Annotated in this window: 17 protein-coding genes; 8 read left to right on the top strand and 9 right to left on the bottom strand. The window is 59.6% G+C overall.

The features are described from left to right. Positions 1-201: 201 nt before the first annotated feature. The 5 genes from FHT78_RS21965 (at position 202) to FHT78_RS21945 (ending at position 5,772) form a co-directional block, all read left to right on the top strand. A complete protein-coding gene (locus FHT78_RS21965) occupies positions 202-1,830 on the top strand; it encodes an adenylate/guanylate cyclase domain-containing protein (RefSeq protein ID WP_183748612.1) in 1,629 nt (542 codons plus the stop codon). A gap of 176 nt (positions 1,831-2,006) precedes the next feature. Then, positions 2,007-2,222, top strand: a complete 216-nt coding sequence (rpsU, locus tag FHT78_RS29425) for a 30S ribosomal protein S21 (protein WP_003542939.1) — start codon at positions 2,007-2,009, stop codon at positions 2,220-2,222. A gap of 137 nt (positions 2,223-2,359) precedes the next feature. Continuing rightward, entirely contained in the window at positions 2,360-3,226 is an 867-nt protein-coding gene (locus FHT78_RS21955) for a tetratricopeptide repeat protein (protein ID WP_183748610.1), read from the top strand. A 357-nt stretch (positions 3,227-3,583) separates the two neighbouring features. Continuing rightward, the gene (locus tag FHT78_RS21950; protein ID WP_183748608.1) at positions 3,584-5,227 is read left to right on the top strand and encodes a sensor histidine kinase; all 1,644 of its coding nucleotides are present in this window, start codon (positions 3,584-3,586) and stop codon (positions 5,225-5,227) included. A gap of 62 nt (positions 5,228-5,289) precedes the next feature. Beyond that, positions 5,290-5,772 carry a DUF992 domain-containing protein gene (locus FHT78_RS21945; protein ID WP_183748606.1) on the top strand — a complete coding sequence of 161 codons (483 nt, stop codon included), beginning with the start codon at positions 5,290-5,292 and terminating at the stop codon, positions 5,770-5,772. 46 nt (positions 5,773-5,818) lie between these two features. On the opposite strand, the gene FHT78_RS21940 is transcribed toward FHT78_RS21945, so the two are convergent. The 6 genes from FHT78_RS21940 to FHT78_RS21915 form a co-directional block, all read right to left on the bottom strand. Next, positions 5,819-7,213, bottom strand: coding sequence for an NAD(P)(+) transhydrogenase (Re/Si-specific) subunit beta (locus FHT78_RS21940; RefSeq protein WP_183748605.1), 1,395 nt, complete (start codon positions 7,211-7,213; stop codon positions 5,819-5,821). 10 nt (positions 7,214-7,223) lie between these two features. After that, positions 7,224-7,622 carry a proton-translocating transhydrogenase family protein gene (locus FHT78_RS21935; protein ID WP_183748604.1) on the bottom strand — a complete coding sequence of 133 codons (399 nt, stop codon included), beginning with the start codon at positions 7,620-7,622 and terminating at the stop codon, positions 7,224-7,226. After that, positions 7,622-8,770 carry a Re/Si-specific NAD(P)(+) transhydrogenase subunit alpha gene (locus tag FHT78_RS21930; RefSeq protein ID WP_183748603.1) on the bottom strand — a complete coding sequence of 383 codons (1,149 nt, stop codon included), beginning with the start codon at positions 8,768-8,770 and terminating at the stop codon, positions 7,622-7,624. The genes FHT78_RS21935 and FHT78_RS21930 overlap by 1 nt, the downstream gene beginning before the upstream one ends. 104 nt (positions 8,771-8,874) lie before the next feature. Then, the gene (locus FHT78_RS21925) at positions 8,875-9,099 is read right to left on the bottom strand and encodes an aa3-type cytochrome c oxidase subunit IV (protein WP_183748602.1); all 225 of its coding nucleotides are present in this window, start codon (positions 9,097-9,099) and stop codon (positions 8,875-8,877) included. 165 nt (positions 9,100-9,264) lie between these two features. Then, on the bottom strand, positions 9,265-10,017 hold the full coding sequence (locus tag FHT78_RS21920) for a hypothetical protein (RefSeq protein ID WP_183748601.1): 753 nt from the start codon (positions 10,015-10,017) through the stop codon (positions 9,265-9,267). A gap of 142 nt (positions 10,018-10,159) precedes the next feature. Beyond that, positions 10,160-12,463 (bottom strand): EAL domain-containing protein, encoded by a 2,304-nt coding sequence (locus FHT78_RS21915; RefSeq protein WP_183748600.1) that lies wholly within the window; start codon positions 12,461-12,463, stop codon positions 10,160-10,162. Positions 12,464-12,781: 318 nt separating this feature from the next. On the opposite strand from FHT78_RS21915, the gene FHT78_RS21910 reads away from it, so the two are divergent. Together FHT78_RS21910 and FHT78_RS21905 are read left to right on the top strand one after the other, a co-directional pair. After that, the gene (locus FHT78_RS21910) at positions 12,782-13,321 is read left to right on the top strand and encodes a TRAP transporter small permease subunit (RefSeq protein ID WP_183748598.1); all 540 of its coding nucleotides are present in this window, start codon (positions 12,782-12,784) and stop codon (positions 13,319-13,321) included. A 21-nt stretch (positions 13,322-13,342) separates the two neighbouring features. Beyond that, positions 13,343-14,830 (top strand): TRAP transporter large permease subunit, encoded by a 1,488-nt coding sequence (locus tag FHT78_RS21905; protein WP_183748595.1) that lies wholly within the window; start codon positions 13,343-13,345, stop codon positions 14,828-14,830. An 85-nt stretch (positions 14,831-14,915) separates the two neighbouring features. Here the strand turns inward: FHT78_RS21905 and FHT78_RS21900 are convergent, their stop codons facing one another. Continuing rightward, complete coding sequence (locus FHT78_RS21900; RefSeq protein ID WP_183748593.1) at positions 14,916-16,022, bottom strand: TRAP transporter substrate-binding protein; 1,107 nt, start codon at positions 16,020-16,022, stop codon at positions 14,916-14,918. A 289-nt stretch (positions 16,023-16,311) separates the two neighbouring features. Between FHT78_RS21900 and FHT78_RS21895 the strand changes: the two genes are divergently transcribed. Continuing rightward, a complete protein-coding gene (locus tag FHT78_RS21895) occupies positions 16,312-17,091 on the top strand; it encodes a gamma-glutamyl-gamma-aminobutyrate hydrolase family protein (protein ID WP_183748591.1) in 780 nt (259 codons plus the stop codon). 50 nt (positions 17,092-17,141) lie between these two features. On the opposite strand, the gene FHT78_RS21890 is transcribed toward FHT78_RS21895, so the two are convergent. Then, positions 17,142-18,173: an aldo/keto reductase gene (locus FHT78_RS21890; protein WP_183748589.1), complete on the bottom strand. Its 1,032-nt coding sequence runs from the start codon at positions 18,171-18,173 to the stop codon at positions 17,142-17,144. A gap of 261 nt (positions 18,174-18,434) precedes the next feature. Next, positions 18,435-19,391 (bottom strand): 2-hydroxyacid dehydrogenase, encoded by a 957-nt coding sequence (locus tag FHT78_RS21885; RefSeq protein WP_183748587.1) that lies wholly within the window; start codon positions 19,389-19,391, stop codon positions 18,435-18,437. Between the last annotated feature and the right edge of the window lie 7 nt (positions 19,392-19,398).

The raw sequence follows: 19,398 nt of genomic DNA, 5'->3' as shown, positions 1-19,398 counted from the left end.
ACGGTCGGCAATGCAGTATCCTGCTGTCGGCACCGACCAAGTATTTTCGCCGAGGTGCAGCGGCAACACAGCATGGAATTACTTCGAGATCCGTCCTCGCTTTCGGCCCGACCTTTAAGCGTTGGCCTTGCCGCGCCTGCGACGAAATGTTTTTGTGTATTCGGGGATTTAACAATTCGATTATTGTCGAGGGGATGAGCCATGGCAGATCCGCAAGGAGAGACCACGGCAAGAACTACGGAAAACTCGGCCTCTGCCGCCCGCAGAAGCGGCTATTGGCTGATCGCCGTCGTTCTGGCGATGCTGGCCGGGCTGCCGCTCGCCGTTTGGCTTGATATCAGCGACCTCTCCGAAAATGCGCTGCGCCGGCAGGCGCGGGACATGAGTTCGCTCGTCACCAGCATACGCTCCTATTATTCAGCGAATGTCGTCGGCAGGGTGCTCGCTGCCCATCAGGCGGGCGACGTCAGCGGCACGGTCGTCTCACACAACTACGCTAATATTCCAGGTGCCATCCCACTACCCGCCACGCTTTCGCTGGAACTCGGCGACGTCATTAGGGAGCAGCAGGCCAACATCACCTATCGCTTCCTCTCCGATCTGCCCTTCAAGAATCGCGCGCCTCATGATCTCGACAATTTCGAAACGGCATCACTCGCATCCCTGCGCGCCAATTCCAGCCAGACACTGACTGACCTCACCCGCGTCGGATTCACCGATACGTTGCGGCTCATCACCCCCGTGATCATGGGCCAGGCTTGCGTCGCCTGTCACAACACTCATCCCGAAAGTCCAAAGAAGGATTGGAAGGTAGGCGATGTGCGCGGCATTCAGGAGGTCATCATCCGCCAGCCCTATGCAAGCAATGTTCTCGCCTTCAAATACCTGCTCTGCTATTTCTTCTTCGTCGCCATCATCGGCATCAGCTTCATTGTTCTGCAGCGCCAGCAGACGCGCGTCATCCACAGTGCCAACCGCGATCTTGAAGCGGCGAACGAGTTCCTCGCCAGCGTCTCCCTGAAAATTTCCCGCTATCTGTCGCCGCAGATCTACAAGAGCATCTTCAGCGGCCAGAAGGATGTGGTAGTCCACACGGAGCGAAAGCGACTGACGATCTTCTTCTCCGACATCAAGGATTTCACCGCCACGACCGAGCGTCTTCAGCCGGAGGCGCTGACGGAAATGCTGAACGAATATCTGACCGAAATGTCCACGATCGCGCTCAAACACGGCGGCACGGTGGACAAGTTCATCGGCGATGCCATGCTGGTCTTCTTCGGCGATCCCGAAACCAGAGGGCCGGAAGAAGATGCCAAAGCTTGCCTGCGCATGGCCGTCGACATGCAGCGCCGACTCGGCGAACTGAAGGAGAGATGGCGCCGGAACGGCACGGAAGAGCCTTTCGTGGTGCGCATGGGGATCAATAGCGGCTATTGCAACGTCGGCAATTTCGGCAGCAGCGACCGTATGGACTATACGATCATCGGTGCCGAAGCGAATCTCGCCGCGCGCCTGCAATCGATCGCCCAGGGCGGTGAAATCGTCATCAGCTATGAAACCTACGCACTGGTGAAGGATATCGTCGATGCCCATCCTTTGCCGCCGATCACCATGAAGGGCATCCAGCGGGAGATCGTACCCTACGCCGTGGACGGGCTGATGCTCGGCGCCGATCACAAGAGCCGCGTTCTCAGCGAACATCTGGCCGGACTGGACCTGCATCTGGACACGGCTCGGCTTGAGCCGGCGGACCGCTCCCGTGTCATCGCCGCGCTGAAGGAAGCGATCGCTGCTCTGGACGAAACGAAGCCCGAGAAGGCACGCTCCTAGCTCCGTGTAGGGCATGGGCGATTTTTCCGCCTGATCGCATATCCCGTCTGGACTTCATTCCGTCGATCTGATATTTCGCACACCAATCGCAAGGCTGCGGCCGCGCGAACGTTATTTTTTTGCCCCAGGCGCTGCGCCGCCTTTCGGCATCAACCAACCAAAGGAACGTGATTCTCGTGCAGGTACTTGTCCGCGATAACAATGTTGACCAGGCTCTCCGCGCTCTCAAGAAGAAGATGCAGCGCGAAGGCATTTTTCGCGAAATGAAGATGCGCGACTACTACGAAAAGCCTTCGCAGAAGCGTGCGCGCGAAAAGGCCGAGGCTGTCCGTCGTGTCCGCAAGCTGGCCCGCAAGCGCGCTCAGCGCGAAGGTCTGGTTGCAGCACGCTAAGGCGGTGCCGTCGTTTTTTCGACGTTTTCAGGTGCATGTGTGGCGGGGGCGATAGGTTTCGCCGCCGCCTTTTTAATTTCTGCTGAAGATTACATATCCGCCTTGCTGGATATGCTGCATGGGGAAAGCGAGCCCGAATGGCTGTCATAACCTTCAATCCGTCCCGCTCGTTGCGTTCGCAGAAATCGGTCGTGCTCGCCTCGCTGGCACTTGCCGCAGCGCTGGGCCTCGCCGGTTGCGAAACGACTAACACGTCGGACGCTGTGATCCGCATTGACAAGGCGCAGGGCTCGCAAGAGAACATCGCATCGCTGACGGCCGTCATCAACGCCAATCCGCGCGATCCGGAAGGCTACAATGTCCGCGGTTCAGCTTATGGTCGCGGCGGTGAATTCCGCAAGGCGCTCGACGACTTCAACACCGCGCTGCAGATCAACCCGCGCTTCTTCCAGGCCTACGCCAACCGCGCGCTGGTCTACCGCAACATGGGCCAGCAGCCGCAGGCGATCGCCGATTACAACGCCGCCCTGCAGATCAATCCGAGCTACGACGTCGCCTATATCGGTCGCGGCAATGTCTACCGCATGGCCGGTCAGGACGATCAGGCCTTCAATGATTTCTCAAGAGCGATTCAGCTCGGCACCACCGATGGTCGCGCCTATCACAATCGCGGCCTGATCTATCAGAAGCGCAATCAGCAGGATAAGGCGATCGACGACTTCTCGAAGGCGATCTCGCTGTCGCCGAACTCGCCCGAGCCCTATAACGGCCGCGGCATTTCCTACATCGCGCTGAACGACAACGACAACGCATTCGCCGACTTCAACCACGCGATCGAGCTCAACGGCAACCTCGCCGAATCCTGGGCGAACCAGGCTCTCGTCTACGAGCGCCGCGGCGAGAAGGACAAGGCCACCCGCTCCTACCGCCACGCTGTTAGCCTCGATCCCAAATACCAGCCGGCCCGGGATGGACTTGCCCGCGTCGGCGGCACTGCCGGCTGACAGATACCCGAAGAGATGACGACGATGATTGCGAAACCGCTTGCGATCATCGTCGGCGCCGGCCTGCTAGCCACGAGCTTCTGTCAGGCAAGAGTGACGAAAGCCTCTTGCCCTTCCGGTTGCAGCGCTTCACCGACGCAGAATAGTCGTTCAAAAAATTGACGATTTTGCACCTGACTATTTTAGTAGGTTGCAACCAAATGTCCCGCCCCCTAACATGACCCTGCTTTGATAGCGAGCTATTGGGCGGTACGGATGTGAGGGGCGTTTGCGAGCAATGCGGATTCTTGCTTTCGTTGGACTCTGCGAAACCGAGTTTTCCCAGCATCCAGCCCCGGCAGTTCGCGGGCGGCACCGATGAGGTTCGCTGCGCGTCTTTTTCCGAAAGCTTCCATCGGAACATATCTCATCGCCATGGCAGTGGCGATTGCGCTGCCGATCTTCGCCTTCGTTGCCCTTCTTCTCATGCAGCTGGAAGACAACCAGCGGTCTACGCTCAAGCGCGAAACCGCGCAGGATGCGCTCGCCCTCTCACGCACCATCGACCGCCAGCTTCAGGATATGGCGACGACTTTGCGGCTGCTGTCCTCCTCGCCGGAGCTGGAGAGCGGCGACTATGAGTCTTTCTACAACCGTACGGAAACGGCACTGCGGGGCGATACTCTCTACGTGATCGCCGTCGACAGGGCCGGACAGCAATTTTTGAATACTCGTCGCCCCTTCGGCACGCCACTCGGCAAGATAACGAACATCGCGGCTTTTGAGGCCGCGATGAAATCCGGCCGGATCGAAGCCTCCGACGTCTTTATGGGCGCAACGAGCGGCATGTGGGTCTATAACGTCGCTCTGCCGCGCGACGAAGGTCCTGTCGCCGCATTGATCATCACCCAGAATGCCAACGACCTTGCCAAACTTGTCACGACAGAGGGTCTTGCCTCCGGCTGGTCTGCGGCGGTTATCGACCAGGGTGGCCATGTTGTCGCGAGCCGCGGCCCCGCCAATCTGCAACCCGGCGAACCCTTCGACCCACGCATCCTGCCTTCGCTCGTCGCTTCCAGCGGCGTTTTCGAAGACAGCGACATCCTCCCGCATGCCCTGTTGGGCTATGCGCAGATCCCCGGCTGGTCCTGGAAAACCGTGGTATGGGGGCCGATCGCCACCGCCCAGGCACCCATCCTCAGCACCTGGCGCTTCCTGTTGATCGGCGGCCTCGTGCTGTTGCTCGTTGCCGTGCTTGCCACTTATGCCGTTGCCCGGCAAGTCCGCTCGACAATCCGTGAAATAGCCGACATGGCGAACCGGCTCGGCGAAGGCCATATCGTGTCTCCCGTCGAAACCAGCGTCATCGAGGCCAACCAAGTGGCGATTGCGCTTTCCAATGCCTCTTTCGACCGTAGCCAGAGCGAAGACCGGCTGCGCTTCGTCATGCATGAGCTGGTTCATCGCACCAAGAACCTGCTGACGCTTGTTCTCGCAATGATGCGGCAGCTCTCCAAGCAGGCCGACAGCGTTGAGACATTCCGGCTGGCCGTCGCTCACCGCCTTGAAGGGCTCGTGCGCTCGATCGAGCTTCTGACGGGCGAGCAATGGTCCGGCGTCTCGCTGCATCGCGTCATCGATATTCATCTCCAGGCCTTTCCGCAGGCACGCGAGCAGGTAGAAATTGAGGGCAAGGATTTCGTCCTCAAGCCTGATGCCGTGCAGAATCTCGGCCTGGCACTGCATGAACTCGCCACCAATTCGGTGAAATACGGGGCGCTCTCCGTGCCACAGGGCCGTGTGCGCTTCGAATGGCAGCCGGCGGAGGACAACATGCTACGTCTGACCTGGACTGAAAGTGGCGGCCCGCCAGTCAGTCCGCCTTCGCGCACCGGTTTTGGCACCACCGTCATCAAGGCACATGCCGCATCCGCTTTCCGGGGCAAGGTTGATGTCGACTTCCGCCCGGAAGGTCTCGTCTGGATCCTCACCGCCCAGCGTGGGACGATGGCGCGGGAGTAGCGCCACCGGAACAATCACTGCAACCGCCCGTTTCGAACAGGTCGTTCAAAAGGAGAAGGACCATGTTCAAGCAAACCATGATTGCCGCGGCAGTCGTCTCGGCCGCAGCCTGGGCCGGCCCGGCCGCTGCAGCCGATTATATATCGCTTGGCCGGCTCGTCTGCGGATCGGATGGTGGACAGGGGTTGATCGTTACGTCTGAAAAGAATCTGATCTGCACCTATACGCCTGCGTCCGGTGGCCCGAAGGCGGTTTATGCCGGCAAGATCGAGAAATTCGGCATTGATATCGGCCAGACCGGCAAGAGCGTGATGATCTGGCAGGTGCTCGCCAAGACCGGCACCAATATGCCTGATTTTGCACTCGCCGGCGAATATTACGGCGTCGGCGCGGACGCCAGCCTCGGCGCCGGCGCAGGTGCCAAAGTCATTGCCGGCGGCACGGACAAGGCCTTTATGCTGCAACCGCTGAACCTGCAGGCGCAAGAGGGTCTCAACCTTGCCGTCGGCGTCGAGAAGATGACGCTGGTGCCGGGCGAAATCTGACAGTTGGCCGCAATGGAAGAAAAGCCTGACGAAGCGGGCCTTTCGGTTAGTGAGCGATTGACTTGTTGATCTCTTCGGTCACCTTCTTGGCGTCTCCAAGCAGCATCATCGTGCTGTCCTTGTAGAACAGAGTATTGTCGATGCCGGCGTAGCCCGAGCCGAGCGAACGTTTCACGAACAGGCAGGTTTTGGCCTTGTCGACGTCGAGGATCGGCATGCCGTAGATCGGCGACGACTTGTCGTCGCGCGCCGCCGGATTGGTGACGTCGTTGGCGCCGATGACATAGGCAACATCGGCCTGGGCAAATTCCGAGTTGATATCCTCAAGCTCGAAGACCTCGTCATAGGGCACATTGGCCTCGGCAAGCAGCACGTTCATATGGCCCGGCATGCGCCCGGCGACCGGGTGGATCGCGTATTTCACTTCCACACCGTTCTTCTTGAGATTGTCGACCAACTCGCGCAATGCATGCTGCGCCTGCGCCACGGCCATGCCATATCCCGGCACGATGATGACCTTGGAAGCGTTTGCCATCAGGTAGGCAGCGTCCTCTGCCGAACCAAGCTTGACGGTCTTGTCCGAATTATCCGCCGCATTGCCGCCCGTCTCCCCACCAAAACCGCCCAGGATGACGGAGATGAAAGAGCGATTCATGCCCTTGCACATGATGTAGGACAGGATCGCGCCCGAAGAACCGACCAGTGCGCCGGTGATAATGAGCGCCAGATTGCCGAGCGTGAAGCCGATGCCGGCAGCAGCCCAGCCCGAGTAAGAGTTGAGCATGGATACGACAACCGGCATGTCGGCGCCACCAATCGGCACGATGAGCAGCACGCCGAGAGCCAGCGACAAAGCGACGACGGCCCAGAAATCGAAATGGCTTTCCGTCACCGCCAGCCCGACGATGAAGAGCACGATCAGGGCAAGCAGAGCGATGTTGATCACATGACGGAAGGGCAGCAGGATCGGCTTGCCGGACATGCGCCCGTCGAGCTTCAGGAAGGCGATGATCGAGCCGGTGAAGGTCAGCGCACCAATCGCCACACCGATCGCCATTTCGATACGGGCTTCAGTGTGGATCTGGCCAATCTCGCCAATGCCGAAAGAGCCCGGCGTATAGAGTGCCGATGCGGCAACGAGAACTGCGGCGAGGCCCACCAGCGAGTGGAAACCGGCAACAAGCTGCGGCATCGAGGTCATCGCAATAGTGCGGGCGATATAGGCACCAGCGCTGCCACCGATGGCAAGGCCGAGAATGATGAGCACAAAGCCGCCAAAATTCGGCGTCGCCAGCACCAGCGTCGTGAGAATGGCGATCCCCATGCCGATCATGCCGTAGAGATTGCCCTTGCGGCTGGTGGCCGGATGCGAGAGCCCGCGAAGCGCCAGAATGAACAGGACGCCGGAGACAAGATAGAGGAAGGCTGCAATATTGGTCATTCGTGCGGCCTCACTTGTCCTTCTTGCGGTACATCGCCAGCATGCGCTGCGTGACGAGGAAGCCGCCGAAGATATTCACCGAGACAAGAACGAGCGCCACAAAACCGAAGCCGGTAGCAAGCCCACTGCTCGATATGCCGACGGCAAGCAGTGCACCGACGACAATGACTGAGGAGATCGCGTTGGTAACGGCCATCAGCGGCGTATGCAGCGCCGGCGTTACCGACCAGACGACGTAGTAGCCGACGAAGATCGACAGCACGAAGATCGCGAGCTGAAAGACGAAGGGATCGATCGCCCCGCCGGTGGCGGCACTTGCCGCTTCAGGCGCCTGGGCAGCAGCGGCGATGACCGCGGTGACGGCTTGGTCGAGCTGCTCCAGCGCCTTGTCCATTGCTTCACTGGCCATCAGTTATCCCCCTTCTTGGCGCCGCCGAATGCCGGATGCACCACGTCGCCCGCATAAGTCAGCATCGTCGCCTTGATCAGCTCGTCCTCGAGGTTGAGCACGACCGATTTTGTTTCCTTGTTCACCATCGTCTCCAGGAAGGTGACCAGGTTCTTGGCGTAAAGCGCTGAGGCACTGGCGGCCACACGGCCCGCCATGTTCGCAAAGCCGATCACCTTCACACCTTCGACATCGGCGACCTGCCCTGCTACCACACCTTCAATATTGCCGCCGCGCTCGACTGCGAGATCGACAGCAATCGCCCCCGGCTTCATCGAAGCCAGCATGGCGCGCGAGACGAGCCGCGGCGCCGGACGGCCGGGAATGAGAGCTGTGGTAATGACAATGTCCTGCTTGGAGATGTGTTCGGCCACGAGTGCGGCCTGCTTGGCCTGATAGTCGGCCGACATTTCCTTGGCGTAGCCGCCGGCCGTTTCCGCCGCCTTGAACTCGTCATCCTCTGCGGCGATGAACTTTGCGCCGAGAGATGCAACCTGTTCTTTCGCTGCGGGGCGAACATCGGTTGCCGAAACGGCGGCACCGAGCCGCCGTGCCGTCGCAATCGCCTGAAGGCCGGCAACGCCCGCCCCCATGACGAAAACCTTGGCGGCAGGAATAGTACCGGCTGCCGTCATCATCATCGGCATGGCGCGGTCATAGACCGCGGCTGCCTCGATGACCGCCTGGTAGCCGGCGAGATTGGCCTGCGACGAAAGCACGTCCATGGACTGGGCGCGGGTGATGCGCGGCATCAACTCCATGGCGAAGGTGGAAAGACCAGCGCGTGCCATCGCGGCGACGGCCTCGTCATTGCCGTAGGGATCCATGATGGCAATGACGACGGCACCGGTCTTATAGCCGGAAATCTCGCTCTCGCTCGGCCGGCGGACCTTGAGGATAACGTCGGCCGACGCTGCATCTGCAAAAGCGCCGATTGCGGCGCCCACCGCCTCGAACTCACTGTCCGGAATGCGTGAAAGTGTTCCGGCGCCCGCTTCCACCACGACATCGAAGCCGAACGACTTTATCTTTTTCACGGTTTCGACGGACGCGGCAACACGCGTCTCATCGCCTGTGATTTCCTTTGCTACGAAAACGATATTGGCCAACTGCCCCCTCCTCCGGGTCAGCTGGACCGTCGCAAGCTGCCTGCCTGCGCGGGCCAAGCATCTACATCACAAAGTTCGGAAAACTTGTCTTCCGCAGACCGCGCTTAGCGGAGCAGGAAGATGCCGGCGACGAGGATGATGAGGAAGACGAGAATGCCGCCGAGGAAGCCGGCGCCGCCGAAGAAACCCGCAGTCATAGCAAGCATCAGGGCGACCAGAATCATCGTGCCGTATTTCGTGCCGGCAATGAACATGTTGTAGGTCTTCTCATGTTCCTTGTAGTCCATCGGCGCGCCGGTCTCGACCGGTCCGGTATGATGTTCGGCCATGAATATCGTCTCCCTGAAATGCCTTAGCGCTGCCTGATTCCCTCGCCTCGGCGAGGCAAATCCCCACCCGCAGGGATTACACAATGACGGGCGAAAGCGCAATGCATGAGAATGCCGCAGGGATGCCCCTCTCCTGATGTGAAGAGAGCATTCCCTATGGAGGAATCAAAGCGGCAGATCCGTTCCGAGCTGGCCTTCCGGCACGAAACGAGCGGTGGGAACGATGGTGAGCGAAGGCAGCGTGCTTCCAGGGCTGCGCGCGAACATCATCCGCTGCTCGCTGGCGCTGGAAATGAAGAAGGGATAACGCGTGAGAAGCTTGCGGCCGACCTCGATGACGTTGGTCGCCATGAGCGTCATGTCGATTCCGTAATTCTTCGCCTTCCGGCCCGGCACAACAGTATCGGCGTAAAAGACGCGCTTGTAGAAGGCCGCATGCGGTGGACGGACGAACTGCAGCACCCGGTGCGCGCGGAAATGCGCAGCAGCGACGATGCTCGGTCGCAATGTCAGATACGGGATCCAGGTCAGATCGGCCGTCAGCTCCGGATCGGCGGCAAAACGCGCCGGGTCGATCAGGCTGAGGCCGGCGTCCAGAAGCGCGTCGATCGCTTCCGGAAAGGCGCCGGCCGATTGGCTGACGCGATGCTCCGGGGTCACGTAGTGGATGCGGATCGTGCTGACCAGCTCACCGTAATAATAGAGCCCGAAAACGTAGGCATGGCTGTCGAAATCGGTGTCGTCGAGCAGTCCCTTCGGCGCCAGCGCCAGCGTGTCGTGCGCCTTGTAAGCCTTGTAACGCAGCCGCTCGACATCCTCCATGTCTTCTGTGCTCTCGACGCGGCGATATTCGATATTGTCAAGAATTTCGAGAACCTTTTTCGAAAAGTCACTGGTACTGAAAGGGACAGATGCCATGTTGGACCCCGTTGTTAACGGGTCATTAATCATATCTCGTTCGTTAAAGCGCAAGATTTGATAAGAATTTGGGCCGTATTTGAATTATTAAGGTTAACGGCCATGCATATACCCGTGGTCACACCGTCGGGTGGCGCCGCGATCAGGCGACCTTGCTGCGCCGCCGCGGTGCCGTGCGGCGGTTGAGAGCCTGCGAGAGAATGCCGATTTCTTTCGAGGGGACGGGCGGGGAAAAGACGTAACCCTGTATGAGATCCGTGCTGCGGTACTTGTTGAGAAGCACCAGCTGCTCGTGGGTTTCAACACCTTCGACCACGATTTTGAGGCCGAGCTCTCGGGCGAGATGAACCGTGCCGCGCAGCAGTTTCAGGCGACGCGTATCTTCGACGATATTACGCACAAAGGAGCGGTCGATCTTGACGATATCGAGCGGCAGCGTGTCGAGATAGCTGAGACTGGAGAAGCCGGTCCCGAAATCGTCGATGGCGATGGTAATGTCGCGGCTGCGCAATTCGGCGAGGATTGCACGAACGACACCCGGCTCGTCGATGAGGCTGCTTTCGGTGATTTCCAGATGCAGGCGTGATGCCTCGAGACCGGAATACGCCAGTGCATCCGAAACCACGGACAGGATATCCGCGTCGCGAAGGTCACGTGCCGACAGATTGACTGAAACGGCGATATGGTCCGGCCAGTTCATGCATTCTTCGCAGGCCTTGAACAGCACGAAGCGCGTGATCTGCGAAATTATGCCCATCTCTTCGGCGAGGCGAATGAAGACATCGGGCGGAATAGAACCCTTTTCCGGATGCACCCAGCGAGCCAGTGCTTCGGCGCATTCGATGCGCGTACCATCGGCCTTGAACATCGGCTGGAACATGAGGTGCAGCGCATTTGCAGCCACCGCCTCGCGAAGATCCGCCTTGAGCTTCTGCTGTTCGATATAGCGGCCATCCATTTCATGCTCGAAACCCATGATGCCGCCTTTTAAGCGCGACTTGCTTTCGAACAGCGCAAGGTCGGCCTTGACGCTCCATTCGTCCATGGCGAAAGCGTCGCTCTCGAGAACGGCGTAACCGGCACTGAGCGAGACGAGGAAAGTTATCTCATCGACTTCGTACTGCCCCTGGATTGCGGCGTGCAGCTTGCGGATGCTGGCATCCAGCACCTGCCGATCACGCGCATGCGGGAAGAACAAGATGAACTGATCGCCCATCAGCCGGCCGACGATGGCGTTGCCGGCCATCTCCTTGACCCGCATGGCGATGGCGCACAGCAGATGGTCGCCCGTGACATGCCCTCGCATGTCGTTGACATGCTTGAACTCGTCGATATCGAGAATCATGAAGCCGAGGGGGCCTCGCTTCTTCGATTGTCTGACGAGATAATCCTGTACGAGATGGCCGAAATACTCGCGGTTCGGCAGGCCGGTCAGCGCGTCGAAGCGCACCATGTGCAGGATCTTCTGCTCGGCCTTCACACGGGTCGAAACGTCTTCGAAGATCAATACCGCGCCACCGTCCGCACGCCGGCTGGCTGAGAATTCCAGCGACAGTGCCTCGGGGAAATGAATGAGCGTGCGCGACAGGCTGCCTTCGGCGACCTGCGTCAATTGCCGCAGGATCAACTCGGGTTGCGAGGCATCCATGAAGCTGTAGCGCGCGCCATAACGCAACACCGCGCCAAGATCGCGATCCTTCAGCCGGTCCGGTGCGCCAATTTTCAAAAGTTCGCAGGCCTTGCGGTTGATGACCTGGATCCGATTCTCCTCGTCGACCATGACGAGGCCGTGCGGCATATTGCTCAGCGCCGTATCGAAACGATCAGCAATCGAAGCGATCTCGCGGCGCGCGATCACATTCTCGTAGAGGAACTCGCGCACGCCGGTCGCCATCGCCCGCGTCGTCAGCCAGAAAGGAATGAGGAAGACCGACAGGATGCCGCGGTAGAAATCCAGCGTCATCACGCTGCAGATGATCATCGGCAGGCAACAGGAGAAGGTCTGCAAATCGACCGCCATGCGCGAGCCATAGTTGCGGCCGACGACGGAAACCATCGTCGCCATGGTCACTGCAATACAGGCGAGTTCGGCAAAGGAATCGCGCGTGAAGAAGATGGCATAACCGCTGCCGATACCGAGGAGCGTCGTAATGCCGGCTGCTCCGACTACGAGAATTTTCTCCCACCGCTCGATCTCGGCAAATGACAGCGCGTCCTTGTTCACCTTGTCGAACAGGCGGAAGATCGCCATGCGGGCGCAGAACACGAGGATGACGGCAACGGCCAGGAATATGTAGACCGGGGATTGGGTTTTGGCGGCTACCGCCAGAAAGGTTGCGGAATGTACAATGACGCCAGCCAAAAGCGTCATGCGGTTCCCGGAGAGAGAACTCACAAACGACAGATACACATCCTTAGGGACCCTGTCCGGGTTATGTGGCTTCATCCATACTTTCCCTGTGCGCGGGAAATGTAAACCGAACCCTTTAAAAATTGATTTCAAACAGTTCAAACATTTGGTCAATTTTTCTAAAACCGCAGGGTGAGCAACTCATCCCAGGCGCGATAATACAGCTTCTTCGCGAGGTTATTGAAAAATATATCCACGCGTGAGTTGTTAAATTTCTGCCGGAAGATCACAGGCCCTAGACACCTAAGACTATACTCCTAGGCGGGCCATTTATCCTTCCAATTCCAAAAACCCTGGTTTACACCGATAGTAGAGGGAGAACTGCCGAAACGGCAAGATAACAAGGGGAGGCGAATGTCGGTATTTCTGGCCGTCAGTCGGCTGATCGACTCGATCAGCGAGTTCATTGGAAAACTATCCGAATACATGGTGCTGTTCTGCTGTCTGATCAGCGCCGGAAACGCCGTCGTCCGCTACGCCTTCAACTACAGTTCGAACGGCTGGCTCGAGATCCAGTGGTATCTCTTCGCCTTCGTCGTGGTGCTGGGTGCCTCGCATGCGCTGCGCAATAACGAGCATGTCCGCGTCGATCTGATCTATGGGTCGGTTTCCGACAGGGCGAAGATCTGGATCGACATCGTTGGCCTCATCCTATTCCTCATTCCCGTCTGCATCTTCCTCACCTGGATCTCCTGGCCCTTCTTCGCGCTTTCCTACCGGCAGGGGGAAATATCGGGCAACGCCGGCGGGCTGATCCGCTGGCCCGTCAAGCTGGTTCTTGTCGCCGGTTTCGCGCTGCTCTCCCTTCAGGGCGTTTCCGAGCTGATCAAGCGGATCGCAACCGTTACCGGCCATATCAGCATCGACACGAAGTACGAAAAGCCGCTGCAGTAACGCGCGCCTGGAGGAACAGATTTGTTTGATTTCGGCATCATTCCGCCGGCCATGTTCCTGGGCATGGTCATATTCATGCTCTACGGCTTTCCGGTCGCCTTTTCACTGGCCGCCGTCGGCCTGTTTTTCGGCATCATCGGCATCGTCACCGGCCATTTCAACGAAGCCCTCCTACAGGCGCTGCCGCTGCGCTTCTTCGGCATCGTCTCCAACGATCTCTTGCTTGCCATTCCCTTCTTCACATTCATGGGCGCGGTGCTGGAGCGTTGTGGGCTGGCAGAAGACCTGCTCGAGGGCACCGGCAAGCTCTTCGGCGGCGTTCCCGGCGGCCTGGCCTATGCTGTCATCCTCGTCGGCGCCGTGCTTGGCGCGATCACCGGCACGGTGGCCGCCTCGGTCATCACCATGGGTGTGATTTCGCTGCCGATCATGCTGCGCTACGGTTACAATCCGCGCCTTGCCACCGGCGTCATCGCCGCCTCCGGCACGATCACCCAGGTGATCCCGCCCTCGCTGGTGCTCGTCGTTCTCGCCGACCAGCTCGGCAAATCGGTTGGCGACATGTATCGCGGCGCGATCGGCCCGTCGATCCTGCAGGTGGCGATCTTCGTGCTCTTCATCCTGGTCCTGTCGATCGTCCGGCCAAAATCGATGCCGCCACTGCCGAAGGAAGTGCGCGGCGACTTCAATTGGGCGCTGCTCGTGAAGGTGCTGATGGGCATGGTGCCCTCGATAGTGCTGATCTTCCTCGTGCTCGGCACGATCTTCATGGGCCTTGCGACGCCGACGGAAGCCGGCGCGCTCGGCGTCGTCGGCGCCATGGCGCTCGCGGCCATGAACCGGCGCCTCACCTGGCCGCTGATCCGCGAGGCGATGACATCGACCACGCATATCACTTCCATGGTTGTGATGATCCTGATCGGCTCCACCTGTTTCAGCCTGGTCTTTCAGGGCATGGACGGCTCGCACTGGATCGAGCACATGCTCTCGGGTATTCCCGGCGGCCCGGTCGGTTTCCTGATCTTCGTCAACATCTTCATCTTCGTGCTCGCCTTCTTCCTCGATTTCTTCGAGATCGCCTTCATCGTTATCCCGATGCTCGCCCCTGTCGCCTCCAATCTCGGCATCGACCTGATCTGGTTTGGCGTGCTGATCTGCGTCAATATGCAGACGAGCTTCATGCACCCGCCCTTCGGCTTCGCGCTCTTCTACCTGCGTTCGATCGCCGGCCGCGAGGTCAAGACCTCAGATATTTACATGGGTGCGCTTCCCTGGGTCGGCATGCAGCTGATCCTGGTGGCGATCGTGATCTTCTGGCCACAATCGGTGACCTACTGGCTGGACCATGGCCCGAAGGTCGACCCGAACTCGATCAAGATTGAAGTCCCGGGCTTTGGCAGCCAGCTCGGCCTGCCTCCGCTCGGCGGCAACAATGGCTCGCCGCAGACCCCGGGGTTGACCCTGCCACCGCTGAATGGCCTTCCGGGAGCGCCGGCGCCCGCCAAATAGTCAGCAAAAGCAAAACCCCGGATCGAAATCCGGGGTTCAGGTATCGTGTTCGCGTAAACCGCCAATGTCCAGCGGCGGAGGCTTATCAAATCTTACCTGCGCGCTGCTGGATCATCATGAACGTGTCGAACGTGTATTCCGAGAGCTGCATCCAGAGATAGGCATCCCGCTTGAAAGCGGTCTGGTCGTCGTAGATTTTCTTGAAATACTGGTTCGTGCCCGAGATTTCGCCGTAGATGCCCATCGCGGCCTGGAAGCAGGCCTCCATGATCTCCTGGCTGAACGGCCGTAGCGTTGCGCCTTCAGCTACAAGCTGCTTCAGCGCGCTCGGGTTCTTCGTGTCGTATTTTGCCAGCATGTTGGTGTTGGCGAAAGCGCAGGCGTCGGTGAGTGCTGCCTGATAGTGCTTCGGCAGGCTGCTCCATTTATCGAGATTGAAGAAGGCATGCACCGTCGGGCCGCCTTCCCACCAGCCCGGGTAATAGTAGTATTTCGCCACTTTGTGGAAGCCGAGCTTCAGGTCGTCATAGGGGCCGACGAATTCTGCAGCGTCGATCGTTCCTTTTTCGAGCGCCGGGTAGATGTCGCCGCCGGCGATCTGTTGGGGGATGACGCCGACCTTCTCCATGACGCGGCCGGCAAGACCGGCAATGCGCATCTTGACGCCCTTGAGATCGTCGAGAGTATTGATTTCCTTTCGGAACCAGCCGCCCATCTGCGCACCGGTATTGCCGGCCGGCAGGGCATACATTCCCTGTGTGGCATAGAACTCGTTCATCAGCGTATTGCCGTTGCCCTCGTAAAACCAGGCATTGGTCAGGCGGCTGTTCAGCCCGAACGGAATGGCCGTTCCGATGGCGTAGGTCGGGTCTTTGCCGACGAAATAATAGGAGGTGGTGTGGGCTGCTTCGACAGTGCCCGCCGCCACCGCATCGACGGCCTGCAGACCGGGGATGATTTCGCCGGCTGCGAAAGGCTGGATCGTGAAATTACCGTCCGTGGCAGCGGAAACATGCTTGGCAATATCTTCGGCGCCGCCATAGATCGTATCCAGGCTCTTCGGAAACGACGAGGTCATACGCCAGGAAATCTTCGGGTTTTCCTGCGCAATTGCAGGTGCTGCCAAAGCAGTCGCGGCAACGGCACCGGCGCTGGCCGTTCCCGCCTTCTTCATAAATGAACGACGATCCATCAAAAACCTCCCGTATAGATGGCACTGCGCGGTCAATCCTCACCCCTACCCGCAGTAATGGCAAAGCTAAGCATGGCGGAAGAAGCGTTTCAAGCTTTAGTCTATTAGCCTTTGGGATCACGCCGCTTCTGTGGCGCAAGCCACACATCCATCGAAATCAGCGGCTTAGCTGCAGCGTGCCAGCTATACCGCCTGAACGCCGCAATTTGGCCACCGCTTGCAGCCAAGCGTTGACTTCCCGGCCGATCTGGCCGCACAAACGTCCGATATTGTTTTCTTCGGGGCACAAATGACGAAACCGATCGTTGCGATTCCCGCCGATATCCGCAGCCTTGATGGCGCAACCTGGCATGCAGTGCAGCATCAATATGTGCGCGCAGCGCTGAATGCCGCCGGCGTAATGGCCTTCATCATTCCCGCCTTCGAGGAAGGTTATGACACCGATGCGATACTCGACCGGGTTGACGGTGTGCTGGTTTCAGGCTCGGCAAGCAATGTGCACCCCTCGCTCTACGGTCTCGAAGCCACCGATGCCGATGGCCCCTTTGACCCCGCCCGCGATGCGACGACCCTGCCGCTGATCCGTCGCGCCATCGACCGCGCCATTCCGCTTCTTGCCATCTGCCGCGGCATCCAGGAATTGAATGTTGCGCTCGGCGGCTCGCTTGCCAGCGAAATTCAGGAGCAGCCGGGCATCTGGGACCATCGCAAGCCGGATGTCGGCGACCGCGACGGCATGTATGCTATCCGTCAGAGTGTCTTCATCAAAGAAGGCTCTTGCATTGCCGGCATCCTCGGCGCCGGTGAGATCCGCGTGAACTCCCTGCACCGGCAGGCAATCGCCAAGACCGCGCCTCGCCTGCAGGTGGAGGCCAAGGCAGAGGACGGGACGATCGAGGCCGTCTCTGTCATCGACGCCAAGGCCTTCGCCGTCGGTGTGCAGTGGCACCCGGAATATTGGGCGGAGACTGACAAGCCTTCGAACAAACTCTTCACCGCCTTCGGCGATGCCGTCAGAGATTACGCCGCCAGCAAGCTGCCGGCCCCGCCGGCGCAGGCCATCGCCTGAAACCGAAAGGCCGCCAAATCACTCCGCCGGCCTTTTCCTGAAGAAATCACTCAGCGACTGCCTTCAATCCTACGATGACGCTGGTTGGTGCCGTGGACACCATAGGGATATTGTCCCGGCGTCGGCGCACTGATCTCATTGAGTTTCGCTGTCTCTTCCTCGGATAGCACCAGCTTCGCAGCATCGAGATTATCGGCAAGCTGTTCGGAGGTGCGTGCGCCGAGGATGACCGAGGTCACGGCCGGGCGCGCGGCCACCCAGGAGAGCGCAACCTGCGCCATGCTGACGCCATGCGCTCTGGCGATCTCTTCGACCGCGCCGATGATATCCCATGTCCGCCCTTGCGCGTTTCGGGCCGCATAGGCTTCCCCGCCGCGATTGGGATTTTCACCGAGGCGCGTGGCTCCCGTCGGCATCTCGTCACGCTTGTACTTGCCGGTCAGCCAGCCGCCCCCGAGCGGCGACCATGGCAGCAGGCCCATGCCCGCATCCTGGCAGGCATCGACGATCTCGAGCTCGATGTCGCGCATCAGCAGGTTATACTGCGGCTGTAGCGTCACCGGCCGCGTATAACCCTGTGCCTTGGCGATTTCGGAGGCCTTGGCAATATGCCAGCCGACATAGTTGGAGAAGCCATAGTAACCGATCTTGCCCGCGCGAACGGCATCGTCGAGGAATCGCAGCGTTTCCTCGATCGGTGTCAGCGCATCCCAGGCATGCATTTGGTAAAGATCGATATGCTCGACATCGAGGCGACGCAGCGAGTCGTTCAGCGCCTGATTGAGGTGGCGGCGGGAAAGGCCAATGTCGTTCGGCCCGTCACCCATCGGGAAGCGGCCCTTGGTGGCGATCACGGCCTGCTTTGCTTCTGTCGGGCGTGCCTTAAGCCAGCGGCCGATGATCTCCTCCGATGCACCAGCGCTGTAGACGTCAGCGGTGTCGATAAAATTGCCGCCCCAGGCAAAATAGTCGTCGAGTATCTTGAAGGAAGCCGCCTCATCGGACTCCTTCCCGAACGTCATGGTACCCAGGCAATATGCGGTGACGACGGCCCCGCTGGGACCGAGCTTGCGATAATCCATTTCTGCCTCCTTCCGGAGGCGCCCGCTGCCCGCGCGAAAGTCGCCGGGCGGAGCAGACGCTCCCCGATCAAATCGCTATGTGTGTGCTTGAGACGGCGAGATGCCGCCGATGATAATCGCGGTCGCTGGGAATGACGCGGCCGGGGCTAACCATAGCCAATCCTTCCCCGCTGACCAAGTAGGAAACTGGAAAAAGACCAAGGGCAAAATAGGAATAAGCGAAAACCCTCCTCCGCCTTCACGAAAGGGGTGCGTAGAGACCTATTGTTTGACCGGTGTTTCGGCAACCGGTGTCACCGGCTTGCCCTGCTCGAACCAGGAGATGAGGTTCTCCACCACCAGATCCGCCATGGCATTGCGCGTCGGGATGGATGCCGAGCCGACATGCGGCACCAGGACCGTATTCGGTGCGGAAAGCAGACCGGGCGGCACGTTCGGCTCGTCATAGAAGACATCGAGGCCGGCGCCACCGATGGTGCCTGCATTCAGCGCAGCAATCAGCGCATCCTCATCCATCGTCCAGCCGCGGCCGACGTTGACGACGACGCCATCAGGGCCGAGCACAGAAAGAACCTCCGCATTGATCGTTTTATGCGTCTGCGGCGTCTTCGGCACGATCGCAATTAGCGTATCGACGGCCTCGGCAAGCCCCTTCAGCGTCGGGTGATAATCATAGGGCGCATCGGCATGGCGCGAGCGGGTGTGATAGCTGATCTTCACCTTGAAGGGTTCCAGTCGCTTGGCGATCTCAAGACCGATGCGGCCAAGGCCATAGAGGCCAACATGGCGGCCTTTCAGGGAAAAGCGCGTCAATGGATAGGCAGAACCCGACTTCCAATTGCCGTCCCGAAGCCAGGCCTCGGCCTTCGGCAGCTCGCGAATGGCGTTGAGCAGAAGAGCAATGGCTGTGTCGGCCACCTCGTCGTTCAGCACGTCGGGCGTGTTGGTGACGACGATGCCCTTCGAACCTGCAAGCTTGGCATCGATGCCGTCGTAACCGACGCCGAAACTGGCAACGATCTCCAGCGCAGGCAATTGCTCGAACCATGCCGCCGGGAAAGCGCCGCTGATGGCTACGCCGCGAATGCGTTTCACCACCTCGGCATCAAGCGCCAGCGTCTCTGCGCGCTCGACGCCGATGACCTCGAAGCGCTCCTTCAGTCGGGCGAGAACACGATCATGTATCTTCCCGGGAACGAGAACGGCAATACGGGGCATGGCTTTT

Origin of the sequence: Rhizobium sp. BK196 (genome assembly GCF_014193255.1) — a bacterium.
In the GTDB taxonomy this organism is placed as follows: domain Bacteria; phylum Pseudomonadota; class Alphaproteobacteria; order Rhizobiales; family Rhizobiaceae; genus Rhizobium.
The sequence above is the reverse complement of the archived record's forward strand: the minus strand, read 5'-3'. Positions and strand labels throughout refer to the sequence as shown.